The organism is Exiguobacterium sp. TNDT2 (genome assembly GCF_003331145.1).
Taxonomy (GTDB): Bacteria; Bacillota; Bacilli; order Exiguobacteriales; family Exiguobacteriaceae; genus Exiguobacterium.
Genome location: NZ_QLVE01000011.1, coordinates 159,866 through 175,476, shown reverse-complemented (window position 1 = coordinate 175,476; position 15,611 = coordinate 159,866). Strand labels below are relative to the sequence as shown.

Genomic DNA, 15,611 nt, shown 5'->3' with positions numbered 1-15,611 from the left:
TCGTGTAGGACGCGCGCGATTTCCGTCTCGACTTGAACACCGGGAAACCGGCCGTCCCGGCGAAGAACTTCGCGAACGCCGTGTCGAGGTGCAGCTTCGCCTTCGCCTCCTCGTGGATGGTGATGCGGTCCTCGAGCAGCTTGTTGTAGATGAAGCGGGCGCAACCGATCGTCCGGATCAGGAACTCGGCCTGTGCCAAGGTCGGGTGGAGCCGGTATTTGTATGCCTTCAGCATGTCCGTCCCTCCTTTGCCCAGTGTCAGGATGATGCTCGTCCCATTCCGATACCCGCGGAGGGGGCAAGGAAATCTGACGAAATCACGAACCTTTGTTCGTCGTTCTGTCACAGCAGTGGCCGAGGGCGTCGGGGACGGGCGATTCATCTCCCACCTACACCGGGCTTCGCCCCAGACGCTTAGAGGAGGGATAATTCTCGCCTAAATCAGTTAAAGGTACCCTCGCTCTTTTTCGTAAGCCTCTTCTTCATCAAATATGTTCCTGTTTTCTTCAATTGGCTTTTTACATAAGAAAGCAAGGCGCGTAGCCTTGCTTAGAGGATGAGCATCCCGCGGAATCCACGGGCCGCATAATATGAATCGGCACCATTATGATAGACAAAGATATGGTCATAGCGGCGGTCGCAGAACAAGGCGCCGCCTTTTTGACGAATCGCTTCCGGTGTAGCAATCCAACTCGACGTTTTCAAGTCAAATGAGCCGAGCGTCTGCAGATGGCGATACGTTGCTTCGTCGAGTAGCTCGATTCCCATCTTCTCAGCTGATGCGACGGCACTCCCATCCGGTTTGTTTTTCTTTCGTGCCGCTAACGCCGCATCGTCATAGCATAGGCTGCGTCGGCCGCTCGGACTTTCAGGTGAGCAGTCGCAAAAAGCTAAGGCGCCATTCGGAAGTCGAATCACATCAGGTTCCCCTCCGGTCCGCTCCATTTCAGAGAGTATGATGAGCTTGTTCGAATTCGTCTCCAGTTTCGTGAACACGTCTGACCAGACGACATTGGGATGTCGTTCCATGTGGGTGTGAAAACGTGCTTCGAGAATAGCGAATAACTCGTTTCTGTCTCCAGTTGAGAAGTTAGCCATGATTCTTCACTCCATTTCAGCAGTTTTTATCAGTATAAGATATTTTCGTTATCTATTTATAATTCATTTAGAGAAAGGGGAATGTACGATGAACTTTGAAGAGGTTAATGTTCAGCAGCTACACGAGCAGACGTTCCAGACGATTGATTTGTTTCAAATCAAAACGATTTGGTCTGATTGTCTGCTGAATGATTCTTACCGTGTGACAGATTATTCCGAACTGAACTTACATGTGACGAAGCAAGAATTACTTCAGCTTCGATGGATCGATTTGACGTTACCGATTGGCATCTATTCGAATGAAAGATTAGTCTTTTTGTATAATTCGTATCATCGCAAATTATATACAGAAAAAGTTGTGTCCATCGAGCTAGCCGGACACGATGTTTCTTTCCTCGATTTTTTATTAGCACACAGTCAGACATTTCATTATCCAGATTCATTCTCTGCACAAATGGAATCACTCTATGATTTTTCGGGGGACAATTTGTGGGACAGCCAATGGAGAGAGTTTTATTTACCGAAGTTGAAAGAACCTACATCATTTATCACTTATTTATTGGTCACGCTTGGCGCTCAATCATTTCATATCGTTTCATCAAAGAATGAATTTTTGTCCGGTTTTGAAATCTGGGCGAAACGGACGGGATGTGACCATTCGATAGAACACATCGGGAAATGGATGTGGTCGAAGACATATAAGGTGAGATGTGACGTATCACAACTTTCAGAACATGCTTTGCATCAGCTTGTGTCAATAGTAAACCAATATGAAGAGTGGAAAGGCATTCGATTCCTCATCCCGACCGAGGCAGAAACCGTCTCATTGTTTATCGGAGGCGATTTGACGCAAGGGGATGGGTACGGTGCGTTTCAGTATAAACTTCCGGGAAAAGTGATTTCCAATGAAATTTGAAGATTTATTCTTGTATGACGGGATGATGCACGTATTTGCTTTCAATTATGACCTCAGACCTAAGACTCTGACGTTCAATCTACAGCTCTCTGACCACCCTAGGAAACGGAACGCCTCCTTCCGCGAGCGGCTCGAGGCGAATGGGATTCCTCCACAAAGCGAGATGGTGAACGTGAAGCTCCGCTTTGAAGAGATTATCTACTTGGAAGTCATCGATGAATCGTATGCCGATGGCGCGGTGATCACGCCTCATGACCAGTTTGATGGACATCAAATCATTCGTTACATGAGATCAGGCTATCTCGAGCAACTCCAAGAAACACGTTTCCAATTGTGGGAGTACATCAAACCGGACGTCGTTACATTTTGCCACTATCGGATATACGGATTGGACACGGTCCTCGAAATCATCACGATGTCGGAACCGATTGTCGAGGTGGCGATCGGATTGAAATGCATCCGTCGCGGCAGCCCGACCATCTATTTTGGCGGGAAGCATTACTACGAGTAATCGTATGAAGCACTCATATCCGCAAACAGGCGCCCTCTCTGACCGAGAAGGCGCCATCTTGTTATGCAGATTGAATCACATCGTCCGTTAAATCGATTTGTCGACCGAGCCAGACGAGCGGAACGGTCAACGCTGCGCCAATCAAATAGACGATGGCAATCGGCAATCCGTCCGCGAGTAGTCCGAACGTCAGGCTGCCGATGCTGAAGGCGAGGGTGTAGGCCGTCTGTTGGACGCTATACACGTACGGAAGTTGCGAGGCAGGTGTCATTTTTTGGAGCACCGTGTTCGTCTGGATGATGCGGAGCTGGGTGGCGTATCCTTGAACCGCGAGCGCGATGAGCGCGAACGCGATATGAGATGTCATGCCGAACAATAGGGCCGCTAAGACAGACAAGATGGAGCTGACGGCGAGCGAGCTGTTGCGCTTTGCGCCATACAGGTAAGCGCTGGCCAGAATCATGCTAATCAAGAAGCTCGCGTTCATCGTTCCCCACCAGCCCGTATCGATGTGGAGGTGGCGTTCCAAATAGACGAGCAAGAGCGCCGAAATCCAGAGTGTGCTGACGAACGACTCGAACGTGACGAACACCGTGATTAACCTGGCGAAAGGAGCAGTGCGCACGAAGGCGAGGCTGTCCTTAAGCGATATGTCTGATTCGCCATCTTCTACCGTCACGTCGCGGTCGAGTGAACGGACGAAGCGAAGCGTGAAGAGCGTCGAGAGCATGAACAACATCAACGCGATCATCAGAGCGAGCTCGCTTGAGAAGGAAGCGACGACCATCGTGCCGAGAGGCCACATCGCCAGCTGAATGAACTGGTTCGACCCTTGGACGAGACTGTTCGCTTGTTGGCGCTTCGTCGTCAGCCGGGGGATGAACGACGCCTGGACCGGACGGGCGAACCCATCCAAGAAGGCGATGAGCACGACGAGGCCGAGGACGAGAATCGACTCCGACCAAATGACGGCCCCGAGCAAGACTGTCTTCAACAGTTGTGTGACGAGCAACGTCTGACCGAGGGTGAACCGAGACAAGACGCGGGCAAAGAACAGACCGCTCACGGTCATGCCGAGCGTGACGGCAATCGGGAAACTGGCCGCAGCCAGGGCGGAACCGGTCTGTTGATATAACAAAGCGATTAAGGCGACGATATAAAGCACGTCGCCGATATTGGCCAGCCATTGACTGACCAGCAGCAGGTAAAACGACTTCATCATGACTCTCCTCCAGAACTATTCAATTTTGGGTGGATGACATGAGGTCGAATTACATACTTTCACCGCTTTCAAATTATTTACAAATAGTTTACGATGAAATGATGAAGAGCACAATAATTGGTAACCAAACGGGGGAAATGACATGTTACGCTATGACATCAATGATCAGCTTCAAATACGAATGTTCACCATTGACGACGCGGAGGCGTTGTTCCAATTAACGATGGCATCGAAGCCATACCTTCGCGAGTGGCTCGGGTGGCTCGATTACACCGAGACGGTCGAAGATTCGCGGCAAAACATCGAAGGACGAATCAAAGGATTGATGGAGACGGGCGGCTATCCGAAATCGTTCGCGATTGTGTATCAGGACGAGCTCGCCGGGACGATCGGCTTCAATGACATCGACCGGGGCATCAAATGCGGGACGGTCGGCTATTGGCTCGGACAAGACTTTCAAGGCAAGGGCATCATGAGTCAAGCGCTCGAGACGGTCATCGATTATGGTTTCCGTGACTTGAAACTAGATAAAATCGAGATTCGGGTCGCGACCGGGAATCTGAAGAGTCGGGCCTTGCCGGAACGGTTCGGCTTCCTTGAAGAAGGGGTGCTCCGCAATGCGGAGTGGCTCTATGACCGCTACGTCGATCACGTCGTGTACGGCTTGTTGCGAGATGAGTGGGCCCACTGATCACAACGTGTTGAAATGATGGCCGAGCAGTTGGTCGACCACATAGAAAACGAGGGCACTACATACACCGAGTAACGAAGCAAAATTAAGTAAGCCTGTCTCGAAAATGGATGGATCGAACAATAGTCCATATGGGACCACGAACAACCAGCCAGCGATCAGATGGAACATCAAAGACGTCATCCGTTTCGACCGGAATGGCGTCTTTTGACTCATATACTCGGACAGCAGCGACGTGAACGTCCCGTAGATGAACACGATTGGAATGGCATAGAGCAAATAGACGGCCACACTCGGTCCATATGACAAATCGAGCGCATCGGGAAATAGGAGCGGCAACACGAAAGGAATAATGAATAGACTGATGAGGGCGGATTGGATTTTCTGAAAGAGCATGGGACGACCACCTTTCTGACAATCGAGTATGGAAAAATGATGAATCCTATAGAAAAGCCGTCACCTGCAAAGATGACGACGGGTTACGGGGTGACGCCCCCTGAGTCATATAGCGTGGCACCGAACTCGGCGTACGCCTGTTCATAGCGCCGGAGCGATGACTCTTTATGCATGCACGTCACGTTCATCCGCTCGAGTGACGTCATGTCGGTCGCATACGTCTTCAAGACGTGGGCGTTCCGGAGCATCGACGGCGTGACTGAGCGGGTGAGGCCGCTCCGTTCGTTCAATTGGCGCATCATCTTCGTGATCATGACGATCGTCAATTGTTTTGGCTGGTTCTTCGCATACACCCAACGGAACGTCATCCGGGCGAAGTCGAACGAGACGAAGACGGGGTCCTCCGAGTACCAGCGCGGACGGACCGGTGTCGGGATGTCGGCCAAATAGTTCATGAGAAGTGCTTGGTCCTCTGGACTAAGTTTCAACGTGAACCGGTTGCCGAGCCGGTCATAGACGTCGAACTCATGACTCGCGAGATGCAGGTCGTTCATCCGGAGACGGATGATGTGGTGGACTCGGAGCCCGTATTTATAAAAGAGTGTGACGATCAACTCGTTTCGATTGACGAGATATGGATGCGCCTGGAGTTGATTCTCGCTCAGTCCGCTTGTCGAGCGAATTGTTCGGACGAGCTTGTTGAACTCGGCGGGCAAGGCGATCTGGTCGACGGTGAGCGTGTGGGCCGGTTGCGCATACGTCAACATCTTCTTCCGGAGCGGGTTCAAGAAGACGGTCAGGCTATTGATGACGGTGACGATCCGAGCGACCGTCGCCTGTTGGTATTGCTTCTCCTCGATGAGGAAGTCGTTGACGAACGTCTTCCACGATTCGAGCGGGACGGCGAGCCACGCCTCCGGGGCATCGAGCTCGACGTTATGGTCATGAAAGTATTTGTGCACATCGATCAAGTCGTACCGATAGCGTTTCAGCGTCGACGGTTGGCGACCGCTCGCACCGAGATGGAACAAGTATGTCTCGATATACTCAGGCAATGGATACTCTTTTCTACGTTTCGTCATGGACGTTCCTCCTTCTCCTCATATCGTACCACAAACGGACGTTCTCCATTCGTCGATTCATGGTAAGATGGAAGATAAGACTTATAGGAATGAGGGATTTTTATGCAACGAGAGAAAGTCATTATCGTCGGGTGTCAATTACCGACCGTCGACGATTGGACATATGAACAATCGATGGGGGAACTCGTCGAATTGGTCGATACGGCACGAGGCGAGGTCGTCGCCCGTCTTGACCAGAAACGGCAACAAGTCGACCGCCGCACATTCATCGGGAAAGGGAAAGTCGAGGAGCTCGCCGTGCTCATCGAACAGTTTGAGCCGGACATCGTCATCTTCAACGCCGAGCTGTCGCCGGCCCAATCGAAGAACATCCGCATCTCGCTGAACGATCCGGACGAGATGAAACTGATTGACCGGACGCAATTGATTTTAGACATCTTCGCCGGACGGGCCCAATCGAAAGAAGGGAAGCTTCAAGTCGAGCTCGCCCAGATGAACTATCTGTTGCCGCGATTGATCGGACAAGGCACGCAGTTGTCGCGTCTCGGTGGTGGAATCGGGACACGTGGGCCGGGTGAGACGAAACTCGAGTCCGACCGCCGACATATCAAGCGCCGCATCGACGAGATCATGAAACAGCTTGAAGGGACGGTCGCTCACCGTGACCGTTACCGGGAACGCCGGAAAGAGAACCGCGTGTTCCAAGTCGCCCTCGTCGGGTACACGAATGCCGGCAAGTCGACAATCTTTAACCGCTTGACGGATGCGGACACGTATGAACAGGACGAGTTGTTCGCGACACTCGACCCGCTCACCCGCGAGCTCGAACTGCCGCGCGGCGGGAAAGTGCTCATCACCGACACGGTCGGGTTCATCCGGGACTTGCCGACGAAACTCGTCGCCGCGTTCCGCTCGACACTCGAGGAAGTCGTCGGGGCCGACCTCGTGCTTCATATCATCGACGCGTCGAACCCACACTACTTGAACCAAATCGACACGACGAACTCGGTCTTGGCCGAGCTCGGGGCGAGTGAGGTGCCGCAACTCGAGGTGTACAATAAGAAAGATCGTTTGACGGAAGATTTCGTCGGCGGACCGATCGTCATGTCGGCGCTCGACCCGACCGACGTCGACGCGCTCATCGGCTCAATCGAGGATAAGATCTGCGACATCTTGACGCGGGTCCACGTCGTCTTGCCGGTCAGTTCGTTCGAGCATTACCATCCGGCGAAGGAGTCGATGTATCGGCTCGAGGAGAACTTCCTCGATGACGGCTCGGTCGAACTCGTCGGGTATATGAGAGAAGACACGCGTCTCTATACGACGCTGAAACAATTTGAGGTGTGAAACAATGATGTGGCAAGAAAAGATCGCGTACTATGATGAATTGGCCCCCTTCGTGACCGAGGCGGAAGACCGAGTCAAACCATATTTTGAAACGATCGAGGAAACGGCGGAGTTCAACCAATACCGTGTCCTCGAGTCGTTCAAGAAGCATAAAGTGTCGGATTTCCATTTCAATCCGACGACCGGGTACGGCTATGACGATATCGGGCGCGACACGCTCGAATCGATTTATGCCGACGTGTTCGGGGCGGACCTCGCCCTATGCCGCCCGCAAATCATTTCGGGGACGCACGCCATCGGGATCGCCTTGTTCGGTGTGTTGTTGCCGGGGGATGAACTCCTCTATATTACTGGCAAGCCGTACGATACGCTCGAAGAGATTGTCGGGATTCGGGGAGACGGCCGTGGGTCGCTTAAAGAGCTCGGTGTCGGCTACGACACGGTCGAGCTGAAAGAGGACCGAATCGACGTCGAGACCGTCATCGGACGGATTCGCCCTGAGACAAAGCTCATCGGCATCCAGCGCTCGAAAGGTTACGCCAATCGTCGCAGCATCCCGGTCCAAGAAATCGGTGAGGCGATCACGAAGATCAAAGCGGCACATCCGCACGTCTTCATCTTCGTCGACAACTGCTACGGCGAGTTCGTCGAGACAATCGAACCGACCCACGTCGGGGCCGATCTCATGGCCGGCTCGCTCATCAAGAACCCGGGTGGCGGCTTGGCGAAGACGGGCGGCTATATCGCTGGGACGAAAGAACTCGTCGAACGCTGTTCGTTCCGCATGACGACGCCAGGTATCGGGAGCGAGGCCGGTCCGTCACTCTACTCGCTCCAAGAGATGTACCAAGGGTTTTACATGGCGCCACATACGGTCGCCCAAGCGTTGAAAGGGGCACACTTGACGGCGAGCCTGCTCGGATTGCTCGGTTTCGAGACCGACCCGCATTATACGACGCCCCGGACCGATTTGATTCAATCGGTGACGTTCCGCGACCGTGACAAGATGATCGCCTTCTGTCAGAGCATCCAGATGGCGTCACCGGTCAATGCCCACGCGTTGCCGGTACCAGCCTATATGCCGGGCTATGAGGATGACGTCATCATGGCGGCCGGGACGTTCATTCAAGGATCATCGATTGAACTGTCGGCCGATGGACCGCTCCGGGCTCCATACACAGCATACGTCCAAGGCGGATTGACTTACGCCCACGTCAAGGTCGCGCTCATGCTCGCCTTGAGCCAATTGCGGACGAAAGAGCTCGTCACATTTGACCGTGACAAACTATCACAAAAGTTGTAACCGAAATGTCATGTTAACTTTCTTAACATCTATTGACAGGTAAGTTGTCATGTATTATTCTCACATTGTGAGACAGAAAAGGAGGGGTAAGAGGTGGCCGATCAATTTCGTCGCTCCAACCCGTTGTTTCCGATTGGAATCGTTCAAGATTTGACACAGCTGACAGGTAGACAGATTCGGTACTATGAAGAACAGGGTCTGATTTCGCCTAGTCGGACGGAATCGAAACGACGGCTCTATTCCTTTAATGATGTCGAACGTCTACTCACGATCAAGGATTTTATCGACCAAGGCTTCAACTTGGCAGCGATTCGTCATATGCTCGATAACACGGACGCCAAAGATGCGGAATCACCAAAGGCACCGGTCGATGAAGCACCGAAGATCTCTGAACAAGAGTTACACAAATTATTGAAAACACAGCTTCAAGAAGCTGGCCGTTTCAATAAGACGTCGCTCATTCAAGGTGAGTTGTCACGTTTTTATCGATGACGCCAGTACATTAACCATTACACAATGTGAGAGGGGACATTTTACCATGGCCAGAAAAACGTTCACGAAAGAAGACATCAAACGGATCGCACAAGAAGAGGACGTACGCTTTATTCGTCTTCAATTCACGGATATCCTCGGTACGATTAAAAACGTCGAGGTGCCAATCAGCCAATTGGATAAAGCACTTGATAACAAGATGATGTTCGACGGCTCTTCAATCGAAGGCTTCGTACGCATCGAGGAATCAGACATGTACCTCTATCCAGATCTCAACACGTGGGTTGTCTTCCCGTGGACAGACGGCAGCGGTAAAGTGGCTCGCTTGATTTGTGATATTTATAACCCGGACGGCACACCGTTCAGCGGTGACCCACGCGGTAGCTTGAAGCGTAACCTTGAGCGCATGCAAAAGCTCGGCTTCACAGCGTTCAACGTCGGACCAGAGCCTGAGTTCTTCCTCTTTAAGAAAGACTTGAACGGCAAACCGACACTCGAACTCAACGACCAAGGCGGTTACTTCGACTTGGCACCGGTCGACCTCGGCGAGAACTGCCGTAAAGAGATCGTCATCGAGCTCGAAAACATGGGCTTCGAAATCGAAGCATCACACCACGAAGTCGCTCCAGGTCAGCACGAAATCGACTTCAAATATGCTGATGCAGTCACAACGGCTGACAACATCCAAACGTTCAAACTCGTCGTCAAGACGATCGCGGCGAAATACGGCCTTCACGCGACGTTCATGCCGAAGCCACTCTTTGGTGTCAACGGTTCTGGGATGCACGCCAACATGTCGCTCTTCAAAGGTGACACGAACGTCTTCTACGACCCGAACGGCGACATGGAATTGTCAGATACAGCCCGTGCCTTCACGGCAGGAATTCTCGAGCACGCTCGTGCGTTCACGGCTGTCTGTAACCCGACTGTCAACTCGTACAAGCGCCTCGTACCTGGTTACGAAGCACCTTGCTACGTAGCGTGGAGCGCACGCAACCGTTCACCACTCGTTCGTGTACCGGCGGCCCGTGGCCTCTCGACGCGTATCGAAGTGCGTTCGGTTGACCCGGCGGCGAACCCGTATCTCGCCTTGTCGACGCTCTTGGCTTCTGGCCTCGACGGAATCGAAAAAGACATGAAAGCACCGAAGCCAATCGACAGCAACATCTACGTGATGGACAAGCCAGAGCGTGTGGCCAACGGAATCGATGACCTTCCGGCTACTCTCTTTGACGCCCTCGAAGTACTCCGGGCCGACAAAGTTGTGATGGATGCTCTCGGTGACCACATCGGTGAACACTTCCTCGAGTTGAAAGAAATCGAGTGGGACATGTTCCGCATGCAAGTGACAGAGTGGGAACGCGATCAGTACATGACGCTCTACTAAGTCGATTCATTTTTGAGCACTCGGCCCTTATTGGGTCGGGTGCTTTTTTGATGCGCGAAGAGGCGTTCCCCCTATGGGAACGCCTCAGTGGATTAGAACGCACGTTTGAAGAATGTGGACGCATAGTCAAGCGTCGTATGCAGCGCCGTCGCAAAGACGAGGCCGAAGAAGCAGGCCGCCCCGTTCAGGTCGAGCCAGATTCTAGCAGCTTCCTCGTACGGTGTGAACGTGAGCATAAGTGTGAGTGGGAAGCCGACATAGACGACCCTTATCAAGTCACTCAAGAAAGGCAGATGCGAGAACAGCGATCGATGGGGCATGAGTTTCACGTAAGGGAGCCAGAAGCCCCGGAGCGGTCCCCATCGGTAGTAGGCGTCCGACTTTAAATCAAGGTCCGGGGAGAGCCAGAACGTCCCGATCAAAGCGCCGAATAGGAACACGGTCGGAACATCGATGTCAATAAAAGGCGTGGCAATCGCAAGAGCACCGATTGCCACGAGATTCGTACGGGTATGTGTCTTGCCACTGGCCATTAGTGAATCGTACGGTATACACCGATGACCTTCCCTAAAATCGACACGTTGTCGAAATACATCGCTTCAAGCTCGTCGTTCTCCGGCTGGAGACGTACTTTCGAAGCTTCTTTGTAAATCCGCTTCACGGTCGCTTCGCCTTCATCTGTCATGGCGACGACAATCTCTCCATTGTCGGCCGTGTTCTGTTGGCGGACGAGGACGCGATCCCCGTCCAAGATGCCGGCGTTGATCATCGAGTCTCCCGAGACCGAGAGCATATAGACGTTGTCAGAACCAACGACATGGGCCGGGAGCGGGAAGTGTTCTTCCACGTTCTCGATCGCCGTGATCGGCGTACCGGCCGTGACTTTCCCAATGACCGGCACGTACATGACGGTATCATGGTCTTCGACGACTGACGTATCTTCATCTAAAATCTCGATGGCGCGTGGTTTCGTCTTGTCACGTCGAATCAATCCACGCTTTTCAAGACGGTCCAAGTGACCGTGGACGGTCGAACTCGATGCGAGACCGACTGCTTCTCCGATTTCACGGACTGAAGGAGGATAACCTTTTGCCCGAACTTCGGCTTTTATAAAATCAAGAATCTGTTGTTGTCTTGCTGACATTTTTTTCAATGGATTTCACCTCGATTATGTCGAATAACCTGCGAACGCATCCTATTCTTTATGGGTTTAGTTTAACACAAGAACACATGAGCGCACAAACATTCGTTCGTTTTTTCTGCTTGACCGAACAGAAGTTCTTGTTTTATGATGAGAACAAATAAACGAACAGACGTTCTTAAGAACGTGTATTCTTATTCCCAGGAGGTAATCGTTATGAGAGACACAGTCAATGGCATCATTTTAGTCGGTATGTTGGCACTTGGAATGTTCGCGTTTTATATGGTCGGAGAGATGCGCCACGACACCGATGTCGTCGTGACTGAACCGGTGATTGAGCATAGCATCGAAGAAGAAGTCGCCATGACGGAAGCTGAATCACTCGAAGCACAGCTTCTCGCCGAACGTACTAAGGAAGAAGACGACAAGCCGACGTGGTTCGCTGCCGAATAATCTTTTCTGATTGCGAACAGCCCCCGAACCTGTGTATCGTAGAGGGCGAATGGAAAGAAAGGAAGTGACGGGATGCGAGTCGTCATTTATTGTCGCGTGTCGACGAACAAGTCCACGCAAGAGACGTCACTCGGTCGTCAAGCGGATGAACTGACGCGGATGGCAAAACGTCTCGATGCCGAAATCGTCGATGTGATCAGTGAACAAGAGAGTGGGTACGAAGTGAATCGGGCGGGGTTGCTCGATTTGTTAGAGCACGTCTCGACGTCCAATCTTGATGCCGTGCTCGTCAGTGATGACAGCCGCCTCGGGCGAGGGAACGCGAAAATCGCCATCTTGCATACGCTCATGAAACATAACGTCCGCTTGTTGACGATGCAATCGTCCGATGAATACGTCGTCTCGGATGCCGAGAAGATGGTGCTTGAAATCGTCAGCGTCGTCGAAGAGTACCAGCGAAAAATTCATAACGCGAAAATCTCTCGCGGCATGCGTCGGGCGGTCGCGAACGGGTTCAACCCGCATCAGAACATCCAACATCACGACCAAGGCGGTCGGAGCCGAATCGACGTACCGATTGAAGAAATCGTCCAACTCCGCGAGCGCGGCCTGACGTTCGCTGAAATTGCCGCCACGCTACGCGGTTTTGGTTATGAAGTGTCGAAAGCGACCGTTAACCGCCGTTATTTGGAACACGTGTCGGTACCAGAAACTTGATTCCTGTTCGCTGATTTTGTACAGTAGAAGAACAAATTCAGTAGAGAGGGGGCGAGCCTGATGCTAGCACCTGAACAATTGGAGCGAATCAATTTTCTCGCCAACAAAGCGAAGACAGACGGACTATCACCACAAGAGATGGACGAGCAGCAAACGCTGCGCCAACAATATTTGCAAGCGTTCCGCCAATCATTCAAATCACAGATGATGGGAATGAAGGTCGTCGATCCAGACGGGAACGACGTGACGCCTGAAAAATTGAAAAACGAGCAGGAACGACATCGCTCGGAGTGATCATTAATGCACATCCTATTTCATATAGGATGTGCATGTTTGTTATACGCGAACGGGGATCAGGGGGACCCATTGATGCGTTTTCAAGCGTTAGGAAGTAAACGATTCCACTTAATGTGTTATACTAATTAATTAGTTGTGACACACGAATGAGTGTGCTAAAATATGACGGGTAGAAACTTTGTAACAACAGAGAGGATGAAATTAGTGGAAACAACTACTAAAGAATTATTAGCGATTAACTCGATTCGGACGCTCTCGATTGACGCGGTCCAAAAAGCGAACTCTGGTCACCCGGGTATGCCGATGGGTGCGGCTCCGATGGCGTTCACACTTTGGACGGATAAGATGCGTCACAACCCGAAAAATCCGCACTGGTTCAACCGCGATCGGTTCGTTCTTTCAGCGGGACACGGTTCGATGCTCTTGTACTCGCTTCTTCACTTATCTGGTTACGACCTTTCACTCGACGATCTCAAATCGTTCCGTCAAATGGATTCGAAGACGCCTGGACATCCAGAGTACCGTCACACGGCTGGCGTCGATGCGACGACTGGACCGCTCGGACAAGGGATCGCCATGGCAGTCGGGATGGCAATGGCTGAGAAGCATTTGGAAGCGACATACAACCGTGATGAGTTCAAAGTGGTTGACCACTTCACATACGGGATTTGTGGAGACGGTGACCTGATGGAAGGCGTGTCGGCAGAAGCTGCCTCACTCGCTGGTCACTTGAAACTCGGCAAACTTGTCGTCCTTTATGATTCAAACGACATCTCACTTGATGGCGACCTTCACAAGTCGTTCTCAGAGAGCGTCGAAGATCGTTTCAACGCCTACGGTTGGCAAGTCATCCGCGTCGAAGACGGTACGGATATCGATACAATCGCAAAGGCGATTGACGAAGCGAAAGCGGAGACGTCGAAACCAACCCTCATCGAAGTGAAGACGGTCATCGGTTTCGGTTCACCGAACAAGTCAGGCAAATCGGCATCACACGGTGCTCCGCTCGGCGAAGCTGAAATTGAGCTCACGAAGCAGTTCTATAAGTGGGAAGGCGAGAACTTCTACGTCCCAAACGAAGTATACGATTTGTTCAATGATAAAGTCGTTGAGCCAGGCGCGAAGCATGAAGCGGACTGGAACGAACTCGTCGAAGCTTACAAGTCAGCGTACCCTGAACTCGGTGCCCAGTTCGAGCGTGCGATGAACAACGAGCTCCCAGAAGGATGGGACAGCGAATTGCCGACGTTCGAAATCGGTTCGAAAAAAGCGACGCGTCAAACGAGCGGTGAAGTGTTGAACGCGATCGCCAAAGCGGTCCCGACGCTCTTCGGTGGTTCGGCTGACCTCGCAGGTTCGAACAACACGATGATTAAAGGCGCTGCGGACTTCGATGAAGATCCAGCCGGCCGCAACATCTGGTTCGGTGTCCGTGAATTCGCGATGGCAGCTGCCGTCAACGGAATGGCGCTCCACGGTGGGGTCCTTCCTTACGGCGCGACCTTCTTCGTCTTCTCAGACTACTTGCGCCCAGCGGTTCGACTCGCTGCGCTCATGGGAATCCCATCAACGTTCGTCTTGACGCACGATTCGATCGCGGTCGGCGAAGACGGCCCGACGCACGAACCGGTCGAGCACTTGATGAGCTTCCGTGCGATGCCGAACTTGTCTGTTATCCGTCCAGCTGACGGAAAAGAGACGATCGCGGCTTGGAAGCAGGCAATCACGACGAAAACGACACCATCGCTTCTCGTCTTGACGCGTCAAGCATTGCCAGAACTCGTTGGCACGTCGATTGAAGATGCGGCTAAAGGTGGTTATGTCGTCGCCGGTAACTCAAGCGAGGCTGATGTCCTTCTTCTTGGTACAGGTTCTGAAGTGCACGTCCTTGTCGAAGCACGCGAAGCACTCGCAGCTGAAGGCGTGAACGCGGCTGTCGTCTCGATGCCTTCTTGGGAATTGTTCGAAGCGCAATCGGCAGAGTATAAAGAATCAGTCCTTCCGTCGTCAATCACGAAACGTGTCTCGCTCGAAGCGGGCGCGACCCTCGGCTGGTACAAGTACGTCGGATTCGGCGGAAAAGTGCTCGGCATCGACAAGTTCGGCGCATCTGCCCCTGGGGATCTCCTCATGAAAGAATACGGCATGTCGGTTGACAACGTCGTTGATGCTGTCAAATCACTTTAATCACATACTTTCCTTGGTGGCCCAGAAGTTTTGGGTCACCACTTTTTTTACAGACGACTAGCGAATTAGCATAATATAGTGTATAGTAAAAAACGATGTTTCATATGGTAGAGGAGGTTAAGCCTTGAGTACATTATTCTGGATTCTTCTGATTGTGGCAGCGTTAATCGGGGGTATTGCGATCGGTTTCTTTATCGCTCGTAAATACATGATGAACTACCTCGAACAGAACCCGCCAATCAACGAAGATATGATACGTACATTGATGATGCAAATGGGCCAAAAGCCGTCACAGAAGAAAGTCAACCAAGTGATGCGCGCCATGAACGTTCAAATGAAGAACGAAAAGAAATAAACTTGATTGACCGAAG

Annotated in this window: 19 protein-coding genes; 12 read left to right on the top strand and 7 right to left on the bottom strand. The window is 52.0% G+C overall.

Annotation, left to right across the window (positions count from 1 at the left end; genetic code table 11):
* Both DPV68_RS08415 and DPV68_RS08410 read right to left on the bottom strand, forming a co-directional pair.
* Positions 1–346: helix-turn-helix domain-containing protein (locus DPV68_RS08415; RefSeq protein ID WP_232819566.1), on the bottom strand; the 346-nt coding region annotated here is incomplete at its 3' end.
* 203 nt (positions 347–549) lie between these two features.
* Positions 550–1,098: a DUF4256 domain-containing protein gene (locus tag DPV68_RS08410; protein ID WP_114166306.1), complete on the bottom strand. Its 549-nt coding sequence runs from the start codon at positions 1,096–1,098 to the stop codon at positions 550–552.
* 88 nt (positions 1,099–1,186) lie between these two features.
* On the opposite strand from DPV68_RS08410, the gene DPV68_RS08405 reads away from it, so the two are divergent.
* Both DPV68_RS08405 and DPV68_RS08400 read left to right on the top strand, forming a co-directional pair.
* Positions 1,187–2,014 carry a hypothetical protein gene (locus tag DPV68_RS08405; protein ID WP_114166305.1) on the top strand — a complete coding sequence of 276 codons (828 nt, stop codon included), beginning with the start codon at positions 1,187–1,189 and terminating at the stop codon, positions 2,012–2,014.
* Positions 2,004–2,525, top strand: a complete 522-nt coding sequence (locus DPV68_RS08400) for a hypothetical protein (RefSeq protein WP_114166304.1) — start codon at positions 2,004–2,006, stop codon at positions 2,523–2,525. Before DPV68_RS08405 ends, DPV68_RS08400 begins: the two co-directional genes overlap by 11 nt.
* 61 nt (positions 2,526–2,586) lie before the next feature.
* Here DPV68_RS08400 and DPV68_RS08395 read toward each other — a convergent pair whose 3' ends face one another.
* Positions 2,587–3,744: an MFS transporter gene (locus DPV68_RS08395; protein ID WP_114166303.1), complete on the bottom strand. Its 1,158-nt coding sequence runs from the start codon at positions 3,742–3,744 to the stop codon at positions 2,587–2,589.
* A 145-nt stretch (positions 3,745–3,889) separates the two neighbouring features.
* Between DPV68_RS08395 and DPV68_RS08390 the strand changes: the two genes are divergently transcribed.
* Complete coding sequence (locus DPV68_RS08390; RefSeq protein ID WP_114166302.1) at positions 3,890–4,438, top strand: GNAT family N-acetyltransferase; 549 nt, start codon at positions 3,890–3,892, stop codon at positions 4,436–4,438.
* Here DPV68_RS08390 and DPV68_RS08385 read toward each other — a convergent pair whose 3' ends face one another.
* On the bottom strand, positions 4,439–4,834 hold the full coding sequence (locus DPV68_RS08385) for a hypothetical protein (RefSeq protein WP_114166301.1): 396 nt from the start codon (positions 4,832–4,834) through the stop codon (positions 4,439–4,441). It abuts the gene before it with no gap.
* 83 nt (positions 4,835–4,917) lie between these two features.
* On the bottom strand, positions 4,918–5,916 hold the full coding sequence (locus DPV68_RS08380) for a site-specific integrase (protein WP_114166300.1): 999 nt from the start codon (positions 5,914–5,916) through the stop codon (positions 4,918–4,920).
* A 102-nt stretch (positions 5,917–6,018) separates the two neighbouring features.
* On the opposite strand from DPV68_RS08380, the gene hflX reads away from it, so the two are divergent.
* The 4 genes from hflX to glnA all read left to right on the top strand — a co-directional run bounded on the left by hflX (position 6,019) and on the right by glnA (position 10,445).
* A complete protein-coding gene (gene hflX / locus DPV68_RS08375) occupies positions 6,019–7,263 on the top strand; it encodes a GTPase HflX (protein ID WP_114166299.1) in 1,245 nt (414 codons plus the stop codon).
* Between the two features lie 7 nt (positions 7,264–7,270).
* On the top strand, positions 7,271–8,566 hold the full coding sequence (locus DPV68_RS08370; protein WP_114166320.1) for a methionine gamma-lyase family protein: 1,296 nt from the start codon (positions 7,271–7,273) through the stop codon (positions 8,564–8,566).
* Positions 8,567–8,659: 93 nt separating this feature from the next.
* On the top strand, positions 8,660–9,058 hold the full coding sequence (locus DPV68_RS08365) for a MerR family transcriptional regulator (protein ID WP_021067593.1): 399 nt from the start codon (positions 8,660–8,662) through the stop codon (positions 9,056–9,058).
* 46 nt (positions 9,059–9,104) lie between these two features.
* Positions 9,105–10,445, top strand: coding sequence for a type I glutamate--ammonia ligase (gene glnA, locus DPV68_RS08360; protein ID WP_114166298.1), 1,341 nt, complete (start codon positions 9,105–9,107; stop codon positions 10,443–10,445).
* 92 nt (positions 10,446–10,537) lie between these two features.
* Here the strand turns inward: glnA and DPV68_RS08355 are convergent, their stop codons facing one another.
* Both DPV68_RS08355 and lexA read right to left on the bottom strand, forming a co-directional pair.
* Complete coding sequence (locus tag DPV68_RS08355; protein WP_114166297.1) at positions 10,538–10,978, bottom strand: metal-binding protein; 441 nt, start codon at positions 10,976–10,978, stop codon at positions 10,538–10,540.
* Positions 10,978–11,598, bottom strand: a complete 621-nt coding sequence (gene lexA / locus DPV68_RS08350; RefSeq protein WP_114166296.1) for a transcriptional repressor LexA — start codon at positions 11,596–11,598, stop codon at positions 10,978–10,980. Before lexA ends, DPV68_RS08355 begins: the two co-directional genes overlap by 1 nt.
* Positions 11,599–11,802: 204 nt before the next feature.
* Between lexA and DPV68_RS08345 the strand changes: the two genes are divergently transcribed.
* From DPV68_RS08345 to DPV68_RS08325, 5 genes are all read left to right on the top strand, one after another.
* On the top strand, positions 11,803–12,039 hold the full coding sequence (locus DPV68_RS08345) for a hypothetical protein (protein ID WP_114166295.1): 237 nt from the start codon (positions 11,803–11,805) through the stop codon (positions 12,037–12,039).
* A gap of 72 nt (positions 12,040–12,111) precedes the next feature.
* Entirely contained in the window at positions 12,112–12,756 is a 645-nt protein-coding gene (locus DPV68_RS08340) for a YneB family resolvase-like protein (RefSeq protein WP_114166294.1), read from the top strand.
* Between the two features lie 60 nt (positions 12,757–12,816).
* Positions 12,817–13,050, top strand: a complete 234-nt coding sequence (locus tag DPV68_RS08335; protein WP_114166293.1) for a DUF896 domain-containing protein — start codon at positions 12,817–12,819, stop codon at positions 13,048–13,050.
* Between the two features lie 198 nt (positions 13,051–13,248).
* The gene (tkt, locus tag DPV68_RS08330) at positions 13,249–15,240 is read left to right on the top strand and encodes a transketolase (RefSeq protein WP_114166292.1); all 1,992 of its coding nucleotides are present in this window, start codon (positions 13,249–13,251) and stop codon (positions 15,238–15,240) included.
* A 124-nt stretch (positions 15,241–15,364) separates the two neighbouring features.
* Positions 15,365–15,595, top strand: a complete 231-nt coding sequence (locus tag DPV68_RS08325; protein WP_021067584.1) for a YneF family protein — start codon at positions 15,365–15,367, stop codon at positions 15,593–15,595.
* Positions 15,596–15,611: the final 16 nt, after the last annotated feature.